General features: G+C 42.8%; 29 protein-coding genes and 1 riboswitch. Of the genes, 8 read left to right on the forward strand and 21 right to left on the reverse strand.

All coding sequences use genetic code 11. The features are described 5' to 3' along the window. Positions 1-10 precede the first annotated feature (10 nt). Complete coding sequence (gene argC / locus ADM98_RS03325; protein WP_053452251.1) at positions 11-1042, reverse strand: N-acetyl-gamma-glutamyl-phosphate reductase; 1032 nt, start codon at positions 1040-1042, stop codon at positions 11-13. Positions 1043-1548: 506 nt separating this feature from the next. On the opposite strand from argC, the gene nhaC reads away from it, so the two are divergent. Then, positions 1549-2925, forward strand: a complete 1377-nt coding sequence (nhaC, locus tag ADM98_RS03330) for a Na+/H+ antiporter NhaC (RefSeq protein WP_053452252.1) — start codon at positions 1549-1551, stop codon at positions 2923-2925. Positions 2926-3184: 259 nt separating this feature from the next. After that, complete coding sequence (locus tag ADM98_RS03335) at positions 3185-3394, forward strand: DUF3006 domain-containing protein (RefSeq protein WP_023467214.1); 210 nt, start codon at positions 3185-3187, stop codon at positions 3392-3394. A 91-nt stretch (positions 3395-3485) separates the two neighbouring features. Here ADM98_RS03335 and ADM98_RS03340 read toward each other — a convergent pair whose 3' ends face one another. From ADM98_RS03340 to nfsA, 5 genes are all read right to left on the reverse strand, one after another. After that, a complete protein-coding gene (locus ADM98_RS03340; protein ID WP_053452253.1) occupies positions 3486-3938 on the reverse strand; it encodes a hypothetical protein in 453 nt (150 codons plus the stop codon). Between the two features lie 2 nt (positions 3939-3940). Then, a complete protein-coding gene (locus ADM98_RS03345; RefSeq protein ID WP_053452254.1) occupies positions 3941-4486 on the reverse strand; it encodes a TlpA family protein disulfide reductase in 546 nt (181 codons plus the stop codon). Between the two features lie 147 nt (positions 4487-4633). Continuing rightward, entirely contained in the window at positions 4634-5344 is a 711-nt protein-coding gene (locus tag ADM98_RS03350; protein ID WP_023467211.1) for an NAD(P)H-binding protein, read from the reverse strand. A 155-nt stretch (positions 5345-5499) separates the two neighbouring features. Next, the gene (locus ADM98_RS03355; RefSeq protein ID WP_053452255.1) at positions 5500-6708 is read right to left on the reverse strand and encodes an LCP family protein; all 1209 of its coding nucleotides are present in this window, start codon (positions 6706-6708) and stop codon (positions 5500-5502) included. A gap of 15 nt (positions 6709-6723) precedes the next feature. Beyond that, on the reverse strand, positions 6724-7470 hold the full coding sequence (nfsA, locus tag ADM98_RS03360; RefSeq protein ID WP_053452256.1) for an oxygen-insensitive NADPH nitroreductase: 747 nt from the start codon (positions 7468-7470) through the stop codon (positions 6724-6726). Positions 7471-7614: 144 nt separating this feature from the next. Here nfsA and ADM98_RS03365 point away from each other — a divergent pair, with 144 nt between their 5' ends. After that, positions 7615-8526, forward strand: a complete 912-nt coding sequence (locus ADM98_RS03365) for a hypothetical protein (RefSeq protein ID WP_053452257.1) — start codon at positions 7615-7617, stop codon at positions 8524-8526. Positions 8527-8629: 103 nt separating this feature from the next. Here ADM98_RS03365 and ADM98_RS03370 read toward each other — a convergent pair whose 3' ends face one another. After that, positions 8630-8893, reverse strand: coding sequence for a hypothetical protein (locus tag ADM98_RS03370; RefSeq protein ID WP_053452258.1), 264 nt, complete (start codon positions 8891-8893; stop codon positions 8630-8632). A 322-nt stretch (positions 8894-9215) separates the two neighbouring features. Here ADM98_RS03370 and ADM98_RS03375 point away from each other — a divergent pair, with 322 nt between their 5' ends. Beyond that, positions 9216-9863, forward strand: a complete 648-nt coding sequence (locus ADM98_RS03375) for a GNAT family N-acetyltransferase (protein WP_160315910.1) — start codon at positions 9216-9218, stop codon at positions 9861-9863. Here ADM98_RS03375 and ADM98_RS03380 read toward each other — a convergent pair. The 4 genes from ADM98_RS03380 to ADM98_RS03395 form a co-directional block, all read right to left on the reverse strand. After that, on the reverse strand, positions 9852-10787 hold the full coding sequence (locus ADM98_RS03380) for a hypothetical protein (protein WP_053452260.1): 936 nt from the start codon (positions 10785-10787) through the stop codon (positions 9852-9854). The genes ADM98_RS03375 and ADM98_RS03380 overlap by 12 nt on opposite strands. Positions 10788-10899: 112 nt before the next feature. Then, a complete protein-coding gene (locus tag ADM98_RS03385) occupies positions 10900-11259 on the reverse strand; it encodes a hypothetical protein (RefSeq protein WP_053452261.1) in 360 nt (119 codons plus the stop codon). Positions 11260-11333: 74 nt separating this feature from the next. Then, positions 11334-11774 carry a GNAT family N-acetyltransferase gene (locus tag ADM98_RS03390; RefSeq protein ID WP_053452262.1) on the reverse strand — a complete coding sequence of 147 codons (441 nt, stop codon included), beginning with the start codon at positions 11772-11774 and terminating at the stop codon, positions 11334-11336. A gap of 15 nt (positions 11775-11789) precedes the next feature. Further along, positions 11790-12305 (reverse strand): GNAT family N-acetyltransferase, encoded by a 516-nt coding sequence (locus ADM98_RS03395; RefSeq protein WP_053452263.1) that lies wholly within the window; start codon positions 12303-12305, stop codon positions 11790-11792. A 248-nt stretch (positions 12306-12553) separates the two neighbouring features. Here ADM98_RS03395 and murB point away from each other — a divergent pair, with 248 nt between their 5' ends. Further along, positions 12554-13465 (forward strand): UDP-N-acetylmuramate dehydrogenase, encoded by a 912-nt coding sequence (gene murB / locus ADM98_RS03400; RefSeq protein WP_053452264.1) that lies wholly within the window; start codon positions 12554-12556, stop codon positions 13463-13465. A 54-nt stretch (positions 13466-13519) separates the two neighbouring features. On the opposite strand, the gene ADM98_RS03405 is transcribed toward murB, so the two are convergent. After that, entirely contained in the window at positions 13520-14743 is a 1224-nt protein-coding gene (locus ADM98_RS03405) for an aminopeptidase (protein WP_053452265.1), read from the reverse strand. A gap of 98 nt (positions 14744-14841) precedes the next feature. Here ADM98_RS03405 and ADM98_RS03410 point away from each other — a divergent pair, with 98 nt between their 5' ends. Continuing rightward, positions 14842-15261, forward strand: coding sequence for a YkvA family protein (locus ADM98_RS03410; RefSeq protein ID WP_053452266.1), 420 nt, complete (start codon positions 14842-14844; stop codon positions 15259-15261). Between the two features lie 36 nt (positions 15262-15297). Here ADM98_RS03410 and ADM98_RS03415 read toward each other — a convergent pair whose 3' ends face one another. Continuing rightward, positions 15298-16134: a formate/nitrite transporter family protein gene (locus ADM98_RS03415; protein WP_053452267.1), complete on the reverse strand. Its 837-nt coding sequence runs from the start codon at positions 16132-16134 to the stop codon at positions 15298-15300. 183 nt (positions 16135-16317) lie between these two features. Beyond that, positions 16318-16920 carry a hypothetical protein gene (locus ADM98_RS03420; RefSeq protein ID WP_053452268.1) on the reverse strand — a complete coding sequence of 201 codons (603 nt, stop codon included), beginning with the start codon at positions 16918-16920 and terminating at the stop codon, positions 16318-16320. A gap of 136 nt (positions 16921-17056) precedes the next feature. Between ADM98_RS03420 and ADM98_RS03425 the strand changes: the two genes are divergently transcribed. Both ADM98_RS03425 and ADM98_RS03430 read left to right on the forward strand, forming a co-directional pair. Beyond that, on the forward strand, positions 17057-17926 hold the full coding sequence (locus tag ADM98_RS03425; protein ID WP_053452269.1) for a YitT family protein: 870 nt from the start codon (positions 17057-17059) through the stop codon (positions 17924-17926). Between the two features lie 192 nt (positions 17927-18118). Beyond that, positions 18119-18757: a CHASE3 domain-containing protein gene (locus ADM98_RS03430; protein ID WP_053452270.1), complete on the forward strand. Its 639-nt coding sequence runs from the start codon at positions 18119-18121 to the stop codon at positions 18755-18757. A 44-nt stretch (positions 18758-18801) separates the two neighbouring features. On the opposite strand, the gene ADM98_RS03435 is transcribed toward ADM98_RS03430, so the two are convergent. The 7 genes from ADM98_RS03435 to ADM98_RS03465 all read right to left on the reverse strand — a co-directional run bounded on the left by ADM98_RS03435 (position 18802) and on the right by ADM98_RS03465 (position 25076). Beyond that, positions 18802-19170, reverse strand: coding sequence for an ArsR/SmtB family transcription factor (locus ADM98_RS03435; RefSeq protein ID WP_053452271.1), 369 nt, complete (start codon positions 19168-19170; stop codon positions 18802-18804). A gap of 55 nt (positions 19171-19225) precedes the next feature. Beyond that, positions 19226-19711 carry a hypothetical protein gene (locus ADM98_RS03440; protein ID WP_235504825.1) on the reverse strand — a complete coding sequence of 162 codons (486 nt, stop codon included), beginning with the start codon at positions 19709-19711 and terminating at the stop codon, positions 19226-19228. After that, entirely contained in the window at positions 19681-20319 is a 639-nt protein-coding gene (gene thiE / locus ADM98_RS03445) for a thiamine phosphate synthase (protein WP_053452273.1), read from the reverse strand. The genes ADM98_RS03440 and thiE overlap by 31 nt, the downstream gene beginning before the upstream one ends. Further along, positions 20309-21076 (reverse strand): hydroxyethylthiazole kinase, encoded by a 768-nt coding sequence (gene thiM, locus ADM98_RS03450; RefSeq protein ID WP_053452274.1) that lies wholly within the window; start codon positions 21074-21076, stop codon positions 20309-20311. The genes thiE and thiM overlap by 11 nt, the downstream gene beginning before the upstream one ends. Further along, complete coding sequence (gene thiD / locus ADM98_RS03455) at positions 21057-21860, reverse strand: bifunctional hydroxymethylpyrimidine kinase/phosphomethylpyrimidine kinase (RefSeq protein ID WP_053452275.1); 804 nt, start codon at positions 21858-21860, stop codon at positions 21057-21059. Before thiD ends, thiM begins: the two co-directional genes overlap by 20 nt. A 115-nt stretch (positions 21861-21975) precedes the next feature. Beyond that, positions 21976-22086: riboswitch (TPP riboswitch) on the reverse strand. Positions 22087-22150: 64 nt separating this feature from the next. Next, a complete protein-coding gene (locus ADM98_RS03460; protein WP_053452276.1) occupies positions 22151-23428 on the reverse strand; it encodes a murein hydrolase activator EnvC family protein in 1278 nt (425 codons plus the stop codon). A 202-nt stretch (positions 23429-23630) separates the two neighbouring features. Next, positions 23631-25076, reverse strand: coding sequence for a murein hydrolase activator EnvC family protein (locus tag ADM98_RS03465; protein ID WP_053452277.1), 1446 nt, complete (start codon positions 25074-25076; stop codon positions 23631-23633). Positions 25077-25267: the final 191 nt, after the last annotated feature.

The raw sequence follows: 25267 nt of genomic DNA on the forward strand, positions 1-25267 counted from the left end.
CTCAAAGTATTTAAATATAGATCGGTTGTTGGGTCAGACCAGACATTTCATCAAATCCTGCTAAAATGTTGGCATTTTGAACGGCTTGTCCGGCAGCTCCTTTTTGCATGTTATCGATGACTGAAACGATGGTCACGCGCCCTGTCCGATCATCCTTATAGACGGTCAAATCACAGTGATTACTCCCGACGACGGACTTGATTTCCGGATCAGCCTGTTGGATTCGGACGAATGGTTCCGTTGCATACTGGTCAATCAACCAGGATCGCCACTCCGCTTCCGATAAATCAATCAACGGCTGGACCGTCATAATCGCCATAATTCCTCGATTGATCGGTAGTAGTTGGGTCGAGAACGTGATCGGATCCGATGATCCAGTCCATTCGAAAAGTGCCTGCTCAATTTCCGGAATGTGCTGATGCTGATTCACTTTATACAAACGAACGTTTTCGCTGGAATGGACATGATGCGTTTGTGCCGTTAACGTTTTGCCAGCCCCCGTTAGACCAGAAGAAGCTTGAATGATGATTTGAGATGGATCGATTTTTTTCTCTTTTAAGAATGGTGTCAGTCCGAGCAAAACTGCTGTCGCGTAACAGCCCGGATTCGCAATCCATTTACTTGCCGCGACAGCTTGACGATTCCACTCCGGTAATCCGTAAGCTGCTTTTTTTTGTATGTCCACAGCTACTGGTTCCTTGTTGTACCACGTTGCATATATGTCAGACGGAAGTCGTAAATCACCACTTAAATCAATGATGTAACCGGACCAGTTTTGAAGTTGTTCTAGGTACTGTTTTGAGATTCCGCTCGGTGTTGCTAAGAAGACCATTTCTGTTTCTGTTTCTATAAGATTTCCTATTGAGAAAGAAGTTAAGGATGAGTATGTTTTTTTATTCATGAATGGGAATACGTCATTCATCTCTTCACCTGCCATCGAATCACTCATTAAGCAGACGATTTCAAAAGAAGGATGTGCTTCTAACAACCGAATCAGCTCAATTCCGGTATATCCTGTTACTCCAATAATGGTGCATTTCATATCTGTCCGCTCCCCTTCGAAGAATGTTATACCGATTTAAACATATGTATATTTATACTGTCAATTGAATTTTTATTAGTTTTTACACAAAAAAGAAGCGTTGAAGCGATTGTCTTATAGAAGACAGTCCCTTCAACGCTTCTTTTACTTCTATCTGCTTAACGCTTTTCAGCACGTTGCGCTACGAGATGATCAATTCCAAATACACCTGCACCCATAATCGCAACGACTACCACAAAAATCAGTGTAAACATATGTATCCTCCTCATCGTTCACAAAAATGTCATTTGATACTTCCTATTGTGCAAGATTTGAAGGAAAAAAGAAAGCGTTTACGACAAAAAATCGCCACATTTATAATTTTTTATATTTTTTATAGAAACGCTTATGGTTGACGCCATCCATAATATTCGTTAGTATTACGTTTGTTCAATGCTTTTGTGCATAAAAGCGTGTTAGCAACAGAGAGCTATTATACTTTCATATTCATTTAAGGAGGTGGAAGCATGCGCATGTCATTCCGTGAATCCGCAGCTATCCTAGGAATCAGCATCATTATTTTATTGTCCGCGTTATTCGGTGCCAAAGCCGAACCGCATCTTGCCATCTTATCCAGTCTTATTTTCGTCTCAGGATATGCCGTTTACCGTGGTTTTAAGTTCGAAGACGTCGAACATCATATGATTCAAGGTATTCGGGAAGCGATTAAACCCATCTTGATCATGCTACTCGTCGGTATGACGATCGCGGTCTGGATGATGAGTGGCGCAGTGCCGACCCTTCTTCATTTTGGTTTATCTACACTTTCAGCGACTTGGTTCGCTCCAAGTGCGCTTCTGATCGCGATGGTCGTTTCGACCTTTACGGGTAGTTCTTTTACAACAATCGGTACGGTCGGTGTTGCCTTAATGGGAATCGCGATTGCACTAGGCGTCAATCCGGCACTTGCAGCAGGAGCAATCATCAGTGGTGCGTGTTTCGGAGATAAGATGTCACCCTTATCGGACACAACGAATTTTGCACCGGGAATCGTTAACGTTTCCGTATTTGATCATATTCGTTTCATGATGGGAACGACGATTCCTGCTATCACGATTACGTTCATCTTATTCTTCATCTTTGGACGTAGTAGTGGTACTGTCGATTCATCTGCTGTTCAAACGACACAACAAGAGTTAGCTCGTTTGTTTGACTTATCACCTTGGACATTGCTTTCACCATTGCTCGTCATGGTGTTAGCGCTACGTAAGATGCCTGTCATCCCAACACTCATTGCAGGTGTGTTGAGTGGATTACTATTAACAGGTCTCGTACAAGGAAACTGGAGCATCTCGAACTGGATGGCAGTCATTCAGAATGGTTTAAAATTAGAATCGTCTAGTAAGACTGTTACGGCAATCATTACTAAAGGTGGATTGCAATCGATGATGTGGTCGGTTTCACTCGTCATGCTCGCCCTTGCTTTCGGTGGCGTCTTGCGTGGTATCGGTGTCATCGATGTCGTCATTGAACGGACGGTTTCCCGATTGAAACGCGATGGTAGCATCATCTCATCGGTTGCCTTATCATCGATCGGTGTTAACTTGATGGCTGGGGAACAATACTTGTCCATCTTGCTACCGGGTCAAGCATTCAAGAAAATTTTCGAAGAGCGTCAGATTGATCCGCGTTTCCTTTCTCGTTCACTCGAGGATGGTGGAACACTCGTCAATCCACTCATTCCGTGGGGAGTTTCTGGAGCATTCTTCGCTTCTACTCTTGGTGTCCCAGTAACCGAATACGTCCCGTTCGCATTCTTTTTACTTCTTTCACCATTGTTTACGTTCTTGCTTGCTTTTCTTCGTCCGACGAAAATCGAAACGAAACAGACACTCGCTTCTTAAGTCAATTCTCATGTTAGAGATCCGATATGATATATCGGGTCTTTTTTTCCGACCGCTATCTTCTTTATTCCTTATCAAATACGTCAGATTTGAGACGAAAACGGCTTGGAATCGCGTTTTTTTTAAGAATCATGTGTAAAGATGAAACGAACTGGGAATATACCAAACATAAGAATAAAAATTACAGAGAATGATAGAGAGAGAGTACATTCCTGTTCGACCAAGGAATGACTTCGATGTAATTGTGGGAGGAGTTAATATGATCAAACGTGGTACGCTGGAGCGACTTGATGGCAAATACGCTGTCCTACTGTGGGAAAATGGTTCAAGTTTCATTCCACGACGTTATTTACCACCTGAAGCACGGTTAGGCGATACGATTATCTTTGACGGTACAACTTATACGTTAGATGTCAGCAATTCATCACCCTCTTCCTTTCAGACATTTTCGTTTCGGCAAATGGGTTGATGATCGATAAAAAGCCATTCCATCTCGTGTATTGACTATAGAGAAGAATTTTCTCTCATCAGTCTTTCATGAAACGAATGGCTTTTTTGCTTTATCTCCGAACATATAGGGAGTGATCGCAACAAGATGGACAAGGAAAGTGATGAATATCAGATATTTCGATTCGTTCCAACACCGTCTGATCATGTGGACATTCATAATGTGGCTCGACGACATCGAGCTGCAAGAACAATGCACACCAAAAGCGATTCGAAAACCGGGAACATGTCGGACAATGATATAGATCTAATTGATGTGGTACCCATCCATCCGCTAATTCTTCTTGGTGAAGCTGGTAGTGCTGAATTAAGCGAAAACGATTCCAGTCATCCAAATACGCCCGTTGTAGGATCGGTTCATGCATTGAAGGGACGAACCAAAGAGGAAGACCCGTCATGAACGCTTCGACCCCTTGCGTCAAGAGAGCAGGAAACGTTGGCCACCCATCTAGTTGACCGAGTTGAAATGTTTGTTGAAAGGAGCAGTTGCGGCATCGGAGTTCCATCGTCATCCTCCTGTTCGTTTCACCATCTCTTTTAACATCTGTTCCGTCACAGGACCGACGTGTTTCGCGAGAATCGTTCCTTTCTGGTCTAATACATAGGTTGCTGGCATTGCTACAAGACGATACGCATCCTCAGACGTTCCTTCCCGATCATATAACACAGGATATTCCACAGGTGTTTGCTTCAAAAAATCCGCGACATCCGAAACACGTCGCTCTGAAGTCGTGACATTGATTCCGTAGACCGGTATATCGGTATGTTGTGAGAAGGCGTTCAGTTCTGGAATCTCCTGTTTGCAAGGTGGACACCACGTCGCCCAAAAATTAATGACAAAGACATCATGATTGATTTCGTCTAGATTGATGGTTTTTCCTTCTTGTCGCAAGGATAGATTTGGGGCTTTCATCCCTACTTCTAGACCACCTTGCGATGCTTGTTTTTGTTGTTGTTCCACTTTCGACTGCTTTTCGTCATATGTACGATAACCTTGGTAGGCAATACCAATGACCGCAATCGCTAGGATCAGATAGATCAGCGTTTTTTTCACATCTAACCCCCTCCTTCTTTGTTAAGTGTAGCAGACTTCCTCTTTTCGTCCTTCTTCTTTTATCAACAAAAAAGCGAACTCTTCTGCATCGTATGCCAAAAGAATTCGCTACATTTTATAGGATTGACTTCTTAAACGATTCAACCGTTAGTTAAAACGTGGTAGTTGTTTTTTGACTTGACGATTATCTTTGACGCTACCGACTGCTTCTGCTCCACCTAAAGCTTCGTTCAAGGACGTCTTTCCTTCCTTGACTTCTAGACGTCGATTGAATACCGATCGATTATCGACAGATGCAACGAGGATCGATGCGACATCCGTTTCCGAAATCGTCGCGTCCTTCGTATCCTTTAAATCTTCATCCGCTTCAATCAAACCACGCCCCTCACCTGTTGTGATGGCTACGGGACAAATAATCGTATACGTCAAACCACTATGTTCAATCTGTTCTTCTGCAGCATTTTTAGCAGCATAGAACGGATAGACATCTTTCTTAAATTGCTCAGGTCGATCTGCACCATAAGCGCTCAATAACACAAAGTGACGGACACGCGCTTTTTTCGCTGCATCGATTGTTTTTAAGGCAACCGTCCGATCCAGCAGTTCAATTTCTGTCGCTTCACCATCTACTCCTGCGGTTGCCGCACAAATGACTGCATCCTGTCCTGCGACTCCGTGCTCAATGACTTTTTCGAGTTCTGTTTCGATGTCGACATAATGAGCCTTTACACCGAGTTTTTCGAATCGTTCCACCAAATGTTCGTGACGAACGATGACCGTGACCTGATGACCCTTGGCAAGTGATTTGACGACGCGCGCTCCAATCGTACCGGATGCACCTACGACTAGTACTTTCATATGGGGGGTCCCTCCTCGATAAGTTAGTCACCTTCGTGGAATGTTAAGATGTCGTGTCCGAAAATCATCGATTTCAGACATCACTTAAACGATCCACTAAAGGAGCAACGTACATCAATTTATACCCGCAATGACCGATGAGAAACCCCTCCACTTCAGTTCTTCAATGTTCCATAGAATGTCGTATCGAGACGGTCCCGTAGTTCTTGCAACGCCTTTTCATCCGGTAGGTCATAGAAAATTCCGTTCAGTCGTTGACTCACTGCTTCAATTTCATAATGTTTTCGTTCTGACATCAAGGCAAGAGATAACCCTGCTGTTGCCATCTCACGTACACTCAAATCGAGATTCATCTCTTCTTTCATATACGTATGCGCTGCTGGGATTTTTGACCACCCAGTCGGTTTCAATAAGTGTGTCGCTACAGCTTGTATGACTTCGGACTGACGATTTGCACGTGCTCCATCATTATCTGTTTTTCGATGTCTCGAATAGGCAAGTGCCATCGCGCCATCCATATGGTATTCCTTCCCTTTCTGGAATGAATACTGATTTGCTTTCCCACTCGCATCCTGCTCAGAGAATGTTCCTGTCGAGACAAGGTCGATTCCGCCGATTTGATCCACTAATCCAATGAAACTATCAAAGGAAATAACGATCTTCCCATCAATTTCTTCATCGAGTAGACCAGAAACAGCCTCTTGCGTACACTCTTCGCCACCAAAAGCAAAAGCATGTGTAATTTTGTCTTTTTTTCCATTCTCACAGGAAATTGGTGTATACGTATCTCGAGGAATCGATGTCAATTGAATCGTTCGAGAAAGTGGAATGAATTGCATGACCGACAACGAATCCGAACGTGACCCACGCAATGATTCCCCTGGTCGTGCATCACTACCAATCAGTAAAAACGTAAACGGTTGGGATGCAAAAAGAACGAACGCAATCAGTAGTAGCAAGAATAGTCCAATAACCTTTCGTTTAAAACGACGTTTTTTCTTGATTTTTTTAGGCTGAGCTTCTCGCGAAGATACATCAGCATTCGTCTGTACGGATCGCTCTGACCGGTCAGCCGTCCTCGAACGTCTCGAGCGTTCTCGGCTAGCAAATAACCGTGAACCAGCGCGACCGATCATCTGTCCCATCTGCTTGAGTACGCCGCTCCCGGAACGACGCGATGAACTTTTTCGATCTCGTGGTTGCTCTTCGACATAGCGATGATACGTCACCGGTTCCTGTCGTCTCTCGAATGGTTCATGAGCGATTGGTTCTTCCGACGAGAATGCTTCTTCTTCTTTCGCCTGCTCTTCTAACTCTAAGCGTCGGCGCTCCAAGCGGGAGCGGTGTGGTTGATGTTCTGCCATTCAGATACCTCCGTATCAATCTTTTGCAATCTGTTTCTCTTTCAAGAAATCGCGGAGATACGTCCGTTTCGGTTCGTGCATCGAGGCAGCCATCTGTTTGACCCACCCTTCTGTCCGTTGACCACCAGTCCGTTCTCCGTAATACGATGACGTCGACTCTTCATATTGAGTCAGTAGTTCACGCATCGTATCGTCATCAGTATACGTATTCCGGTGGAAGACCGCATCCATCGGAAGGCGGGGTTTTTTACCGGGTTGTTGATCCGGAAGACCAACGGCAACTCCAAACAATGGTACGACATGGTCCGGAAGATGTAGCAATTCGCTGACGCGACGGGCATCATTTCGCAGGGAACCGATATAGACCGTTCCGTATCCGAGTGACTCAGCAGCTACGACTAAGTTCTGGGCTGCTAGTCCGGCATCGACAGCACCGACAACAAGTGCCTCTGTTGTCTCGATCGTCCGACTTACGTCGCCTCCTGCTAGTTCTGCCGCCAACGTATGTTTATGATAATCCATACAAAAGACGAAGAAATAACTATTCTCTGCAACGTATTGTTGACCACTTGCGACATCGACCAGCTGCCGCTTTAATTCCTCATCTTCGACACCGATGATCGCGTACGCTTGTTGGTAAGAAGACGTCGAGGCAGCTTGCGCGGCCTGGATCAGTGTTTCAATCGTCTTTTCATCTAATTGATGATCTTTAAATTTCCGGATTGACCGATGGTTTAGTAAATGTTGAATCGTTTCATTCATGAGTAATCGTCCCCTTCTGTAAGTAGCTTTCTTATTTAAGATAGTCGTCTCTGACTAAAAAGCGCAAATGAAGAGGTTCGGTTTATGAAAAAAGCGGGAAATGAATAGTGTCGTGCTGTGCTTTTTTTGCGAAGGAGGGCGATCATGAGAATACGGAAACTACGGCTCTTACTGGAACAGTATGGCGATACGACCCTTCGCGATATCATCGTCGAAATCTATCGTCAACTCCCGAGACAAGTCATCGAAGAAAAAGAGTTTGATGCCATGTTGACACAGTTCATGAAGTACAAAGATTTGCAAAAAGAACAAGAACAACCAACTGTCGAACAGACGATTGCTCAGACGGAACGGTTCGTTCAATTAGCATACGACTTACAGTACCTTGAGCCAAATCCGATCGTACCACTTCGCGAACAAAAGAATTGGTATATCACCGCGAAGCGCCTGCTCAAGCATTTACGCCACTATGCCCATCGAAAAAATGGAACTCGGATTGCTTTTGAAGAATTTTTCTTTCTTCTTTCGTCAGCTGCCGGGGAAGAACCTTTATTTTTAAGTAATGATCCCTTTCGATTATTAAAAGTCTCGCAAGTCGACTTCTTTAAAGAATTGGTCGGCTATTATAAAAATGATAGTCATGGTGTCGAGTGGATGGATCGTGCCCTCTACACGGCTTTGAAAGTACCGATGGACGTTGATACGGAGCGAAGTGATCTCCTGCTTGCTGTACTTGCACACTGCGAGACAGCAGAACACCAAGAAGCGTATATCAACTGCCTGAATACGCATGCGAAAAAACTACAATCACATGTTCGGATCGATGCAGATGCTTTGTCCACCTATCAAGAAATTCGCTTCGCGGAACTGCATGCCCTGATCTCACTACGAGCGTTAGAACGAGCAGAAACGATGCTTTTCACAGAGTATATTCCATACTTTTCACATCGTTCGACTCCTTTTCGCTATTATCTCGATTTACTCGAGCGTGCTGGACTCGAACAAGAGCATGAACGAATGGCACGTGTCGGTCGAAAAAAGCGAATTCATTTCTAGGAACATTCTCTTCCTAGTCATATGTGACGGACAAAAAAAGTAAGTGACGATGTACTCGCCACTTACTTTTTGTTGATTTCTAATAGTCTAGGGCAGATTCATCTCAATCAGAAGCATTGACGATTCCAAGCCCAACCGTCGCCAGTAAAGCGATACAAGCAAATAAAAACGCCATATCGTTCGGTGAATCGAATCCTTCATAGATCGGTTCTTTTCGATCAACGATGATATGATCTTTTGTTCCATAATTGCCATATGTCGTTGATGTACTTGTAACTGATTCATCGTAATCTTTAGCTTCTCCTACTATTGTGTTTGCGCTGATAAAAAAAAATAATAAGCCAATCACAACCCAAATATACTTCATATTCAACTAACCTCATTTTCTTAAATAATCCATCTACTTTTCATTTTAAAAATAATATATATTTACCTTTAATTTACTGTAAAATAATAGTTATAAAGACCATTTCATTTATCTAGAGGAGGAATATGATTTGTTCATTGTACCTTATAGTCAATTATCGTGTAGGCAAAAGCGATACGTTCATCAACTTCTACAACATAACCAGTGGCCACAAAATACTTTTCTTTTTCAACCACTCGAAGATCACCAATTTGTTTATCTTAAAAACGATCACGTCTATGCTACGCTTAGTTATCATATTACAAATGACATGGTTTGTCTGATGAATGGTGCCTACTCAAATATCTCCGCATTTTATCATCTTGCAAAATATTTACATGAGTATCTTATTTATCAGGGTGCTAAACAAATTAAAGTACAAATCGTTCCGCCTCAAGATGGCGCATTATCATCCATTTGGAAAGCACTTGGCTACATTCTCTCTTCTGAACAATTTCGATTAATCGGAATTTCAAATGATCGCGTTGCTACGCTGCGTTTTCAACCTATACATGCCCGTAATCAAGAACAGTATCTTACACTTCGTAACACTTCCATTAAAGGATGTGAGTATCTTTTTCCTTACCATTCTGAACATCTAGAACAATGGGTACATTCGAATACGATACCTTATTTGGTTTATGATCAACAATTAGTAATTGGTACACTTCTCTTTCAAAAACACGGTCGTTCGATTCGTCTTCTTGAAATTACTTGCTTGCCTGAATTGAGATATCAAGGATACGGTCGGCGGATTCTTGATACCTTTCAAGCTAAACTATTTAAAATAAATATCAAAACATTCGAAACACTGTTCTTTTCTACAAACTTAGACGTGTTGAGGCTCTATCAAAGAAGTACATTTTGTGATATTCAACTTTTTTCTCACTGGCATACATTTCAAGTTACAACTAATTCGTTAACGACATAATCGCTTAATCACTTCATCATATTCAGATAAGACGTATTCAGCATCGATTCGGTTGAAATCTACTCCACCTTGATCACGAAGCAATAACCCCATTTCATATAATTGCTCGATATAAGTATGTCCCTGTTTTAAAGCAAGTCCAGGGTGATAGTTATGAAAGGCGAGCAATGCATCCTCATTCACTTCAGAAGCAATAGATTCCTGCATTATACGATTTAATAAAGAGGGAAATAGCGTTGTTTGCCGGCCAATTAACGCATAGAACGGAAAGTAGTGTTTAGCGTAGATAAATGTCGGAAGATAAGCATCCATCTCAATTATCTTAAATAACAACGGTGAAGCAGGGCGTTGTAATCGTTCTGAAAGCCCAACGGTCGCCTTGCATTCGCACAGCTGATCAAGCACTCGAATCGTCAACTCTTCTTCGATATCGAGTAATAAGACGAGGTCAAGTAGATTTAATTCATGCGTCTCCATGAATTGATCACTGCGTTGAAGTTGTATCGTATAGGTGAAATCTAACTCTTCAGCAACAAGTGCCCATAACTCTTCGTGGCGCGCTGCATATAGACCTACCGGAAAGTGAAGAGGTTGCCTGACGATGGAGCGATGCCCTTCGAGTGTATAGACTTGATTGACGTCAAGACCGTATGCTAGTAGCATCTCGAGTAATTGGTGACGATTTTGACAAGTAACGAGCGTTTGGAAAAGACGATCAACTTCGACGAGTGGTTGTTTCATCTCAAGCGCTAATTGTAAATGAGCAGGCGAATCTAGCTCTAATGATCGTTTAATAAACTGTAAAGCTTGTTGTTCCACAACATTCAATTGGGCAACATGTATTCGAAATGCTTCGACATCAAGTTCCCTGAAGGCTTGTAGTGCCGGTACAATTGATTGGTTTTTCGTAAAGGGTTTCCACATGATTCCCTCGACCTCCTCATTTCAGTATCTCTTCGTAGTGTACGCAATATCCTACCGTCTTGAAAGCAAAAAATGGAGGATCTTCCGTCGTTTCAGGAAGATCCTCCATTTTTTATTTTTTACCGACTTTTAGAGAAGCGTTTCGAAAGACGGCATCTTGTTTCCCTGTCTTTTCAACACTTGTTCCGACAGACCCATGATATTCGATTTCATCTTTTGGTTGAATGAATTCATATGTGATGGCTGGCTCGCCGCGAAGGCGAACGTGAATGATTTGTCGATGTTGCAAAGAAAAGGATGCGCGCACTTCAAGAAAGGAGGAAGCCGATAAATCATGTTGCCGCTCTAGAATCTTCATTATTTCTTGTTCGGAATCACGGTAGTTTCCTTGCAGTTGGGCATACGAAATGCCGACCCCTAAAGACAAGATACCGATTAAACTAAGAGCGCAAATGACCAGCACTTTCTTCATGACTGATCCACCTCCGAGAAAAGTTCATTCTACTTATTCATCGGCTCATTCAACGACGACGTGAAGTCTTTTTTTTAATCCTTTACGTGAAACTGCATATCCACATGAGGAATATCATCTTCTAAATAAGGTTCGGATACAGTTCGGAAACCAAACGATCCGTAAAACCCTTCTAAGTGTGCTTGTGCTTGTAAGTAGATCGCAGATTCTGCTTGTAAATGAATCATTGCTCGTTGCATCATTTGTCTTGCCAATCCAACAGACCGATGAGAACGATGAACGGCTACCCGTCCAATCGCCGTTCCTTTTTTCGAATGCTCATACATCCGAAGGCATCCTACAATTCGATCACTCTCGTCGCGTACAATCAGATGCGTTGCCTGTTGATCTTGATCATCTAATTCCGGATAAGCGCAGTTCTGCTCGACGACAAAGATATCCGTTCGTAGTTTCAAGAGTGCATACAATGTATCTGGTGTCATGTGATGAAAAGACTCGAACGTAAATTCGTACATAAAAACTCTCCTCTTTTAGTGACGATAAAGTCGCGATAATTGTCCTGCATAGATAGTGACAGGTATATCTCTAAAAATCGTATCTTTTTCCCAATTCAACCCATTCGCTCGTGCGACATTTTGGGAAGCATGATTATCAGGATGAATGATGGAGATGATCCGATCATGCCCTCGATTGAATGCCTCCAGCATTAAGTGCTTTGCCGCTTCACGACCATAACCGACTTTCCAATGCTTTGGTTCGAGCCAATAACCGACTTCTAATTCTTCAATTCCATCGACTTCTTGGATGAGTAAACCTGCGAAACCAATCGGCTCGTTCGTTTCCTTTTTAAATAACAGCAAAAATCCAGTTTGTCGTTCGTCCGAATAGCGCTCTAATTGCCGCTCAAACCATTCTCTTGCTTCTTCTTCGCTTAAGGCAACACCACCGTTGATATAGCGCATGACGCGCTCATTTTGGACAAGCGACTTATAAAAATCGAAATCTGCTTCTTCGAATGGTCGCATCCATAAACGTTCACTTTCCATCAAAATCGCCTCCTTTTATACTTCTCTTTTCCCGAGTTCTTTTCGCTTCATTCCTCTTCATGACAATGCTCTACGTATGACATTTTTCATTACTAATCGATGACATTCACTCTCTACTGCTTGCAATTCCCGGCATAAGTCGGTATTTTGGGAACAGTATGTTGAACAATGACTACACGATTAATGTTAAAATATATTTTGAGCGCATGAGCGCTGGATAGGAATTCACGAAAAGGACTGAGACCATAATGACTGAACAAGTAATGACGGGACTATATGAAGGAATTTCAAAAGAGTCCGTACTAATTAATGAGCCTTTGAAAAATCATACGTATACAAAAATGGGGGGAATCGCAGATTTATTTATCATTCCGACCTCTTATGAAGAAACGGCTTTTGTCGTCCGATATGCTTACGAACAAGATATTCCATTGACGTTGCTTGGAAATGGATCGAATCTTGTCGTCCGTGATGGCGGTATTCGTGGTATTGTCCTCTCTTTCGAGAAGTTAACTGACATCTCGGTCGAAGGACATGAACTCGTCGCTCAAAGTGGCGCAGCAATCATCGAAGCTTCTCGTGTGGCTTACGCACACCAACTCAGCGGGCTCGAATTCGCCTGCGGGATTCCAGGAACGATTGGTGGCGCCTTGATCATGAATGCAGGCGCATATGGCGGTGAAGTCAAAGACTGCTTGCATAGTGCGACTGTTTTGACACGACAAGGCGAACTGCTAAATATTTCGCATGATGAACTCGAACTGGGTTACCGGACGAGTTGCTTCTCAAAGAAAGAATACATCATCCTCGAAGGTCGATTTGCTTTAACAGAAGGTGACCCAGCACTAATCAAGGAAGTCATGGATGATTTAACGCATAAGCGGGAAACAAAACAACCACTCGAGTATCCTTCTTGTGGTAGTGTCTTTAAACGTCCCGAAGGCTATTTTGCAGGTAAATTGATTCAAGATAGTAACTTACAGGGAACGCGCATCGGTGGTGCTGAAGTCTCAAAGAAACACGCTGGTTTTATCGTCAACGTCGAGAATGCATCAGCATCCGACTATATCGCGCTCATTCGTCATGTACAAGAAACCGTTCAAGAAAAATTCGGTATTTTACTTGAGACAGAAGTAAAAATCATCGGTGAAGAAGCGTAATCAATAATCTTATACAAAAGGTGAGTTCCGTATTCGGACTCACCTTTTGTTCGTTTAGATTGACCAGCTTCCGTCACGCATGACGGATTCACGCGTGCCGTCTGCAAGTTCTCCTTCGATCGATAGCTCTGCTGATCCAATCATGAAGTCAACATGAGTCATCGAATCGTTTGCTCCTTGTGCTTCTAGTTCTTCCGCTGAAAGGCTTGGACCATTTTCGAGACACGTCGAGTACGCCCGACCAATTGCCAAGTGGCATGACGCATTTTCATCAAACAGTGTATTGTAGAATAAAATACCCGAGTCTGAAATTGGCGAACGGTGTGGTACGAGCGCAACCTCTCCTAAGTAACGGGCGCCTTCATCAAGTGAAATCAAATCATCAAGTGCTTCTTGTCCTTGTTTTGCTTCTGCTTTGACGATTTTTCCATCTTCGAACCAAAGCGTAAACTCGTCAATCAAGTTCCCGCTGTAACTGAGTGGTTTGGTACTAGAGACGTAACCATTGACGCCTGTCTTTTTCGGTAACGTGAACACTTCTTCTGTCGGTAAATTCGCGATGAAATCCACACCATCTGCATTCGGACCACCGCCACCTAACCAGACATGTCGTTCTGGTAATTCGATCGATAGTTCTGTCCCTGGAGCTGTGTAGTGTAATGTTTTGTATTTCTTCTCTGTCAGGAATTTTGCTTTTGAACGTAGATTATGATCATGATCTGCCCATGCAGCAACTGGATCTGCTTGATCGGCACGTGTTGCCTTTAAAATAGCTGCCCACAGTTCATCGACCGGCTTCTCTGAGTCAGGGAACACTTTTTTCGCCCAGCTTTCAGATGGTGCCGCTACGACGCACCAGCTTACATTGTCACTCATGACGAACTTCCGCCAATTAGCAAGAGCAACACCTGCCGCTTTATTCGCACGTGTGATTCGACTCGAATCAACGCCATTCAATAAATCTGGATCTTCACTAACGACTGATAAGAATGCTGTCTTTTCTTCTGCCAGTTGATCATAACGTGCCTTTAACCAATCCGGGAACGTATCAAACGACTCTTCTGGTGCATTGAAATAACGAATTTTCGTCATCTCATCATCAGACCATTGTACATATACTTGCGTAGCACCTACTTCGTAGGCGACACGCGTGATTTCACGGACAAGTGGCAAATTCTCGATTCCGGCTCGTACCTCGAGTTGTTGTCCTGGTTGTAAATTAATTCCTGTACGTACTGCTAAAGACGCGTACTGTTGTAATTCTGCTTGTGTCGGCATTATGTAATCCCCTTTCTTGTATCTTTATTTTCACGAAATAGTTGCAATTTTGCAAGAAATAAGGCGAAACTAGAAGGAGAATAGAAGGAGGCATCACCATGGAATTCACACCCGGAGATTTTAAATCGGCTTATACGTATTTTCATCGACAGGCACTCGACCTCGTCGGTGATGAAAAAGCACAACAAGAACTGTTAGTTCGAGCAGAAATCGGACTTGCCCACTTGACGCAAGATATTGCGTCTACAGAAAGCTCGGATATCGAACGCGAGGCAGAGCTCGTTCTCTATTTCCAATTAAAACAATTGCTTGAAATGCTTCGTGCTCTGTACCAGAAAAAATTCGAAATGCATACGGAGCAGGAACAATTGTTGTTGACGGCTGTTCTGTACTTCACGTCTCCTGTTGACGCCTTACCGGACGATAACGTCCTCGGGCTCTTCGATGACGCACAAATCGTCGAAACGATTTATGAAGAACTGGCTGCAGATGTCGATCGCTTTCAACATATGGAATAAACGAAAAAAGCAGCTGTCGCGACAGCTGCTTTTTGATTATGCATTTTGCTTCGAAGCAATATGAACAGGTGTCGTTGATTGACGTGATTCATCTACCTCTAGTTTTTCTTTGTTCAGCCACGTATAGATCATTCCCATGAAGACAGCTCCACCGATAATGTTACCAGCTAAAGCTGGCAACAGGTTATGCATCGCTCCGGCAAACGTAATCGTATCCGGATGTGGCACGATTAAAGCAATTGAGAACAATGCCATATTGGCGATGACGTGATCAAATCCGGATGCAAAGAATACTGCGACCAGTACCATCATCATCATAATCTGCGCTAATTCATTCTTCATGTTCTTTGGAATGAAAATCGCTAAACAAACCATCCAGTTACAGAAAATGGCTCGTGTAAAGATTTCCCACGTCGAATGGTGAATTTTTGTTTCCGATACAGCAAACAACCAATTGTTCATCCCAAGTTCTTGTATGATTCCTGTTTGAGAAAAGAGTAGCGCGAACGCTAGCCCTCCGAGTCCATTTCCGATTAGACAAATTAACCAAACCTTCATCGTATCCATCTTCGTCGTATAGCCTCGCATCGTTGCCGTTGTGAAATACATCGTATTCCCTGTAAACAGTTCTGCCCCACCATAAACGATTAAGACCAGTGCCACTCCGAATGTTAGTCCACCGACAAGTGTCGCAACAGGTGACTCCGCCATATATAGACCGTTAATTGCCTTTAAGGTAAAAATGATTGCAAACCCAATGAAAATACCTGCTAGCATAGCACGAACTAAGTACTCGAGAGGACGCACTTGTAACATCCGCGTCGACTTGACTGCTTTATTCCGTAATCCTTCTAATGCTTCTACCTCGTTCATCGTAGAAACCTCTCTTTCTTTTGTTCAACACTTCACAATGTCTGTTCATTTATTATCATACTTCCATCTTAAAAGATGTTCAAGCGTTGAATAGACCTGTTTTATTGTTTTCATAAAAGAACGAGATGTAAACGATATCATTGTGTCGAGATTGTGAAAAATGCCTTTTCTTGTTTTATACAACTAATTATTTCGAATCGAAAGTCCTGATACGAACTGTTCGAAAAAGGTTTGTCGTCTTGATACATCCAGGACATACCTATCGATAACGACACGGTTGAATCGACTCGAAGATGAAGTGGCCCGTTCGATATCAGTTGGCGTATAAGCATCAAATGCTTTCCGGTCTATTTTAAAATCAGCACGTGAATAGGGATCGGTGTAGTGAATTTCAAGATTAGTCAAGTCAGGAATCGTTGAGAATAATACGAGTGTATGATGCATGAGGACTTTTGATAAACGAGCGTTTAAAAAATCCTGATTCACTTGTAATGTACCAGTGTCCGTCCCAATCCACGCACGCCGCTCTTTTCCAGTGACGTCATAGGCAAGCCGTAACGATTCTCCTTCAACATCTACCTGTTCTAATTCCGATGAAAACGGGAGTTGTTCGGCTAACTGACGAATCGCTACCGTATTCATCATCGAAGCACCGACTTGTCTTGCTACGATATCACCATCATGCCAAATAGACGTTCGATTTTCTTCATCTGGTTGTTGAAAAATACGAATGCCTATCAGTATCCCTAAACAGATACATCCAATAATCAAGAACGTTTTTTTCATTTTCATCACCTTCCTAAAAAAACTTACCCTTTTTCATCTTTTTTCATAAGAAGGGTTGAAATTTTATGCATATGGGCGTACTCTTGCAGGCAGATACTCACAGAAGGAGGAGCATGAGGTCACTCATCATATTGCCATGACTACTACGACACACCCACAGAAAAAGAGAGTTGAAAAAATCAGTTTTTTAATCATTGGTACATTACTTTATTCCCTTTACATCAGTTTACTACTATCTCCAAATGATATCGGATCCGGTGGTATCATGGGGATTACGCTCGTTGTGCAAGAGCTCTTCCATACCCCAATCGGCTTAACACAGTTGCTCTTAAACATCCCACTCTTCATTTTAGGTTTCCGTTTTCTACGTAAGCGATTCATGTTCTTATCTGGCATTATCGTCATTGCTTCTTCTTTTTTAATCGACTGGATTCCAACTCAAATCGTTCCAGAATCTTTAAATGATCCGCTTGTCGCTTCCATCTTTGCTGGTCTAGTCTCCGGTCTTGCAATGGCATTGATTTTCTTCGGTGGCGCGTCTACCGGCGGGCTCGATATTCTTGGAAAGTTTTTCTTCGCTCGTTTTCATAACTGGCCACTTCCTCGTATATTTCTAATGCAAGATCTTGTCATCTACATTCTTGTCTGGTGGGTCTTCGATTTGAAACACGTTATGTACGCTCTCATCATGAGCTTTGTTCGCGCTAAAGCCCTTCAAACGGTCTATAGTTTTTATTCTGCTTCTAAGCAATGTATCATTATTTGTGAGAAAGCAGATGAAATCAACGAAGTCATTACAAAAGAGCTTGGTCGTGGTGTTACGATTTTGGATGCACGGGGTGGATACTCCAACCGAACGAAAAAAATGGTCTACGTTGTCGTTCAAAATAACGAAATCGTACGCTTGCAAGAGATCGTCGCTTCTGTTGAGCCAAATGCATTCGTTACGTTCTCGGAAATTCATACGGTTTTCGGAAACTACAAGGAACATTCCTATTCGTTTTAACATTAAGCGCAGCTAAGCTGCGCTTTTTCTTCTACAAAACAGCTTCTCGGATTGTACTAGCTTTCCTGCTTTTTTTATTCAAAATGCTGACTTTCTACTTTCCTATCCCTATTCAAAAAATAGACAGGCTTCACTTTTCTTGTAATAGTAGTTAAGCTAATGACATGTCTTTTTATTTAAAGGAATGATTGCATGCACTCACTATGGCGTCAGCGTATTCTGCTGATTCTTTTGATCAGTTTATTTGCTTCTATACCAATCATTTATGCCTTGTCCGGTTATCGGACAATTGCAGCGATGACAGCGCAGATGAAGGATCATGATATACCGTTAATTAATCAAGTCGACCAGCTAGTTGAACATAATCGAGATCGAGCAAATGCAGTCCGTGGTCTCTTATTGTATGAGGATAATCGTTACATCGAACAATATTATTTTTCGACTTCGAAAATTCATGATTTACGTAACGCTCTGAATCAATCATCAACTACTCCGGGGGCAATCAAGGATTTACTTCGGCGAAACAATGTATGGGAGTCTGAAATTGAACGGGTTTTCGTCGTATATGAACGTCAAAGTCCTGCAGCAGCAAAACGTCTTGCAAGACAATCGACTCAAACAACTCAGACAATTCTTGAAGACTTATCCCGTGTAAAAGATGATTTGTATCAAACCCTTCAAGCAAAATTACAACAATCGGATACGTTAATTGCTACATATAAATGGATGTGCCTCGGCTTGTCCATTCTGTCCTTTTTAATGATTAGTGCAACGATCTTTTTCTTCCATCGCTTTGCTCCTGCCATATCAAAGCAATCAGCACAAGAATAAACGAAAAGCGCAGCTATTGCTGCGCTTTTCGTTTATTCTAAAAATCATTCAAGTACTGCTTTTCCCTCTTGTACATGTTCCATCGCCATATGGACAAGCGATGATACATGATGATCATCCAAGGAATAATAGACGACTTTTCCTTCTTTACGAAACTTTACAAGTCCCTGTTTCAATAGGGATCGCAGATGATGCGACGCTGTCGCGATCGAACAATCAACAGAAGCAGAGACGTCACAAACGCACAATTCTTCTTCAATCGTCAAAGCATAAACGATTCGTAATCGTGTCGCATCTGATAAAATTTTAAACAATTTTCCAATTTCAAGCGTCGGAATTGTATCAACGACATGTCCGATTTCGGTCGCGCGCTGTTCGTCAATCGCGATCGTTTCACAACGGGGAATGTCCATGTCCGTCACCTCGTTTCTATATATATTGCACCACGAGAAACAGGACATTGCAAGTTCAGCGCATTCGTCTGCGAATGAGCCAAAACACGAGCCACCCCCCGACAAAATCTCCGATATCCCAGACAATTCGATTTTGGTCGACAGCACGCACCCCGATATCGATGACTTTTGTACTTTCTAATCGATTCGTATAACGCTGGCGCAATGAAGCTGGGATCGGCAACCGAAGAAGTATCCGATAATAAATATCTAAATGAGTATGCCCCCAGATTTCTGTCGCAATCGAACTCGTTTTAATATACAAAGGTCGCTTGTAACGTCGCTCATACTTTTCCTTCAATAAAAGAGCCATTTCATAGGATATACGATTAGGACGCGGAAATAAAACTTTTCCTAGATGATAAATCCCCTGATTATCGACCCGAATGATTTGTGGTTCTAACCGATACCGGATCCAATAGCCCCGAAAACGGATCGTCTGCCATTTCAATACAATCACCTCTGAACGAATTATACCCTGTTCTGAAGAGATTGATGCCATTCTCGCACAGCATCTGTCATTTGCTTTGCAGCGAGCTGCCGATCTTCTTTAGCAAAAATATCAGAAATGACCGCGTATCCTTCTAGTAGAATCGGTAGAGACGAGACATTTGTTGCTGTAATGCCACCAATACCAATCAAAGGTAAGTGAACCGCTTCTCGAATCGCCTGAAGTGTCGTATACGGCATCGCATCAGCGTCTGCTTTCGATGACGTCGCAAATAAAGACCCCACCCCTAAATAAGATGCCCCATTTTGTTCTGCTTCCATTGCTTGCTCAACAGTTGCAACCGATACACCGATTACAGCGTTCGGTAAGAGACGACGTGCTGCGGTTAGAGGAATGTCCTCTTGTCCGATATGCAAACCGGCTCCGACGAGTAACGCGATATCGATTCGATCATTGATGATCAATGGAATGTCGTGACGATCCGTGAGTGCTTTTAACTGAACTGCCTGTTCAAAGAACTCCTTTCCTTGCGCTGTTTTTTCCCGTAGTTGCACGATGGTTACCCCACCTAAAATCGCTTCTTCAACGACCGTTTCGATAGCAACTCCTGGATGATATCTACGATCCGTCACGGCGTAAATCGAATAATCAATTACCACGTTCCGTCACCTCCGTCAGATCTTGTTCCGTCATCAGGCTGATGGCATTGAACAACTCTCGTTTAAAATCGCCTAGACCTTGTGCCGATGCTGCCCGCTCTCCTGCTTTTCCCATGACGAACGTTCCATGAACTGCCGCCTCATACGCCGTATAGCCTGCACCAAGGAAGCTAGCAATTATCGATGCCGTCATACAACCTGTTCCTGTGATGTCTCCAAGACGAGGAGTACCCACGTTCAATTCCATTTCGCGTGTGCCATCCGTGATGTAATCGATTGGACCGGTGACGACGACGACGGATTGCTGTTTGCGTGCGAATATACGGATACTTTCTCGATCCATGCTTCCGTCTCCCACAGCATCGACTCCCTTCGTTCGTCCATTCTCTCCAAGTAGAGTCTTGATTTCAGAGACATTTCCTTTAATGATCGTACATCCGAAATCGATTAATTCTTTTGAGAAATCGGTTCTTAATGTCGTAGCTCCTGCTCCGACTGGATCGAGGATGATTGGAACGTTCAATCGTCCTGCTTCACGTACTGCCAGTCGTTGTGCTTCCTGCATTTCTGCATCAAGTGTACCAATGTTCAAGACAAGAGCTTGTGCGAGTCGAACCATCTCTTCTACTTCTCGAATGTCTTCCGCCATGACGGGGGATGCCCCAACAGCTAATGTGACGTTTGCGCAATCGTTAATCGTCACCGTATTCGTCAGATGGTGAATGAGTGGTTTCTGTTCAAGAATGGTCGTAAACATGTGCATCCCTCCAAAGTGAATGAAAATGGTGTGTCGGTCCAATACCTTGTCCGAGGACAAATCCATGACGGATTGCTTCCGTGACATAGCTTTTTGCCTGTCGTACACTACCTGGTAAATCTTCTCCCAGCGCCATCCGTGCTGCAATCGCTGCAGATAAGGTACAACCCGTTCCGTGGGTATGTTGGTTGTCTAACCGTTCGGATGTGAAGCGATGTTCTTTCGTTCCGTCAAACAATAAATCCGTCGCCTCTCCGGGTAAGTGTCCACCCTTTAATAAGACTGCGCCCGTCTGCGTAGCCAATTGATGCATCGCAGACCGCATGTCCTCTAGATTGGTTACTGACTTTCCCGTTAAACGCTCAGCTTCTAGTAAATTTGGTGTAATGAGTGTCGCAAGTGGTAGTAACTCCATAATCAGTGCTTGTTCTGCCTCTGTCCGTAACAAGGCATGTCCACCTTTTGCGACCATGACTGGGTCTAATATGATCGGAACTGTCTGTTTACGAAGATGTGTAGCGATGACACGAATCGTCTGCGCATTCGAGACCATCCCGATTTTGATCGCATCGACACGAATATCTGAAAAAATCGATGTTAACTGGGCATCAACGATTTCCGGAGATAGCTCTTCCACCGCTTGAACACCTAATGTATTTTGCGCCGTGACAGCAGTCAGAACACTCATTCCATAAACGCCTAAAGCCGAAAATGTTTTTAAATCTGCTTGAATTCCAGCTCCACCACCGGAGTCGGATCCTGCAATCGTCAATACATGTTTCATGTTTCTCTCACCTTCCCATCGAGCAATGTAAGGGAGTCGTTACCGACAAAAAAAGCGCCGACCGCTGTAAAAAAGCAGTCGACGCTATACAAAAGCGTTATACACGCATTCCGATATCCGTTCGGCTCAACTTTCCTACGCTGGTATTATCCAGTTCAGGTAATAGGGTCGAAAACAGATTGGTTTTCCTCTCAGCCAGATTCCTCCAGCTCCCCTAGTTGCTCAAGTATTCGTTTCGCCTTAACTGTAGCATAGGGAACAAAAAAAAACGAGCCGAAGCCCGTTTTTGATTACAGATATGCTAATGGATTCACTGCATTCAGAGGAGAAGAGGCACTGTATTGATACCCTCCGACATGTAGTTCGAAATGCAAGTGTGGTCCTGTTGAATTTCCCGTACTACCAAGTGTTCCGACTTGCTGACCTTGAGAAACGGTTTGTCCTGCATGAACAGACAATGAACTCATATGGGCGTAGACAGTCGTGTACACTTTCCCGTCAAGGAAGTGCGAAATCATGACGTGATTCCCGTAAGGTCCACCACCTGATGCGGTAATGACCGTTCCGGCTGCTGATGCGACGATTGGAGATCCGACGGGACCTTTAAAATCGACACCATTATGGAATGTATAACCGTTTGCTCCACTAGCTGGTCCAAAACCTTGTGAGACGCCACCAGAAGATGGTCGAACAAATTTCCCACCACCTGAAACGATTGGTGTTGCATCTGAACTTGTTGATTCTGTATTCTTATTTGCTTGTTTTGCTGCTTGAGCATTCGCTTTAGCGGCTTTTTCAGCTGCTGCTTTCTCTGCTGCTGCTTTTTCAGCCGCTGCTTTAGCAGCAGCTTTCGCTGCCGCAATCGCACGTTCTTGAGCTTCAAGAGTCGCTTGCAGTTCTTTTGCATCTAGAAGTTCTGTCGTGAACTTCGTCTTACCTTTTCGTAATTTTTTCAGTGTAGCACTACGCTCTTTCATTTGAACTTTTAACGCTTTCTTTTGTTCAAGCAATACTTTCTTTTCTTGCATTTGCTCCGCTTTTTTCTCGACGAGTGCTTGTTTTGCTTCTGCTAATTTTTGTTGTGTCGCGATGTAATCCGAAATCATTTTATCATCTTGCTCAGCGATTTTTTTCCCAGCCATGACACGGCTAAATAAATCACCCAAATCCTTTGATCCAAAAATGACTTCTTCCCATTTAATCGAGTTCCCATCGTTTTCTTGGAACACACGTAAGCGATCACCAAGAAGTTCTTCCTGCTTCTGTAGCATCTCTTCGTAACGAACGATATCTGCTTTTAACTCGTCAATTCGAACGTTCAACTGTTTAATTTGTTTATTTTTTTCGGAAACTTGGAAAATCTTTTCGTTAATCGCTGCATCAATTTGATTGATTTGACGTTGTTCTTTTGAAATTTTCGACTCTTGTTTTTTAATCGCTTTTTCTAATTTACGTTGTTCTGCAGCATTTTCAGCCTTTTTTTCTTTAATCGTTGCTGCCGCGATCGGTTGTGTTCCTGTTATAAGTAATGCCCCTAAAACAATGGTAGAAATTAGTTTTTTTAGCATATATCGTATTCCTCACTTATGTTTTTTCATATTTTATTATAGTATTCAAGTTTCTTTCATCTCTGAAATAGATTATAGCACCCTAATCATTTCAAAAAAATTTCATTTACATTTCAAATGCAAACGTTTTTTTGTAATATAAACATTTATTTTTTGAAAAGCACAAAAAAAGAACCGTTGCTAAGCAACGATTCTTCACTAATTAAAACATAGTCATCGGGTTTACTGAGTTAGCTGGACCCGTTGCACTATAGCTGTATCCACCAACGTGAATTTCGAAGTGTAAGTGTGGACCAGTTGAATTCCCAGTGCTTCCGCGTAAACCAATTTGTTGACCTTGGCTGACACGTTGACCTGCATGAGCATTTAATGCACTCATGTGCGCATACAATGTCGTATATGTCTTACCGTTCAATTGGTGAGCAATCATGATGTGGTTTCCGTAAGGTCCACCACCTGATGCTGTAATGACTGTTCCCGTTGCAGCTGCCACGATCGGAGTCCCAACTGGACCACCGAAGTCGATCCCGTTATGGAACGTATAACCGTTTTCTCCTCCAGCTGAACCATATCCTTGTGTGACAGCCCCAACTGTTGGGTGAATGAATAGACCACCTGATACTGGTGCTGGTTTAGGTGTTGCAGGAGCTGACGGTGCTGGAGCAGGTGCAGCTGGTGCTGGTGTAGATGCTTTTGGTGTCGACTGTTTCGTCGAACCAGAAGATTTTGCTGATTGTGCTGCTTTTTCTTGCGCTGCTTGCTGAGCCGCTGCTTCTTTAGCAGCTTGTTGTTCTGCTTCTTTTTGAGCTGCCGCTTGCGCTGCTTCAGCTTTTGCTCGTGCTTTCGCTTCACGTGCTGCTTGTGCTTGACGCTCTTTTTCGATACGTGCTTCACGTTCACGTGCTGCTTTTTCAGCTGCAATCGCTTTTTCTTGAGCGATTAGAATTTGCTGGACTTCTTTTGCATCCATTAATTGTGTTTCGAATTTCTCTTTTTTCTTACGTAGTTCTTTTAAACGTTTGTTCCGCTCTTTTAATTGAGATTCAAGATCCGCTTGCTGACGTTTTAATTCCTGCTTTTCAACGACTAACTGCGCTTTCTTCTCTTTCACTTTTTGTTGCGCATCTGCTAATTGCTTTTGCGTATTTTGGTAATCCGTGATCATTTTATCATCTTGTTTTGAAATGGATTTCCCTGCCATGACACGGCTTACGAGGTCCCCAACGTTTTTAGCACCGAAGATAACTTCTTCCCATTTAATCGAGTTTCCGTCATTCTCTTGCATGACACGAAGACGATCACCTAGAAGTTTTTCTTGGCGTTTTAGTTTCGCTTTATATTTCTCAATTTCTTTTCCAAGTTCAACGATTTCTCGTTCTGTTGCTTTGATTTGACGATCTTTTGTTTCGACAGCAAAGATTTTTTCGTTCAAAGCTTCGTCTAGTCGATTGACTTCTTGTTGTGTTTTAGAGATTTTTTGACCTTCCTGATTAACGGAAGACTCTAAGTTTTTTTGCTTTTTAACATTGTCTTGTTGCTGTTGTTCGTTTTTGGCTTTCTGTTCACTTAAATCATCAGCTGCTGCAAAATGAGGTGCGGATGAAAGAACCAGTGCGGAAACGATAAGCGACGCGAACGTTTTTTTCATGTAGTATTCCCTCTTTTTCTATAATGATATGTTTTATGATTTATCGTAAAAATTTGCGTTAAATTTAAATTCTGTAATAGTTTTTCTTTTTTATAAGAACGTTTTTGATTATAGCATTCATTCCTCTTCCATAATATTTCAGTGATATTTCATTTTAAATAAATCTTTCCTCGACTATGTAATAGAAACAT

Source organism: Exiguobacterium sp. BMC-KP, from assembly GCF_001275385.1.
Lineage (GTDB): Bacteria > Bacillota > Bacilli > Exiguobacteriales > Exiguobacteriaceae > Exiguobacterium_A.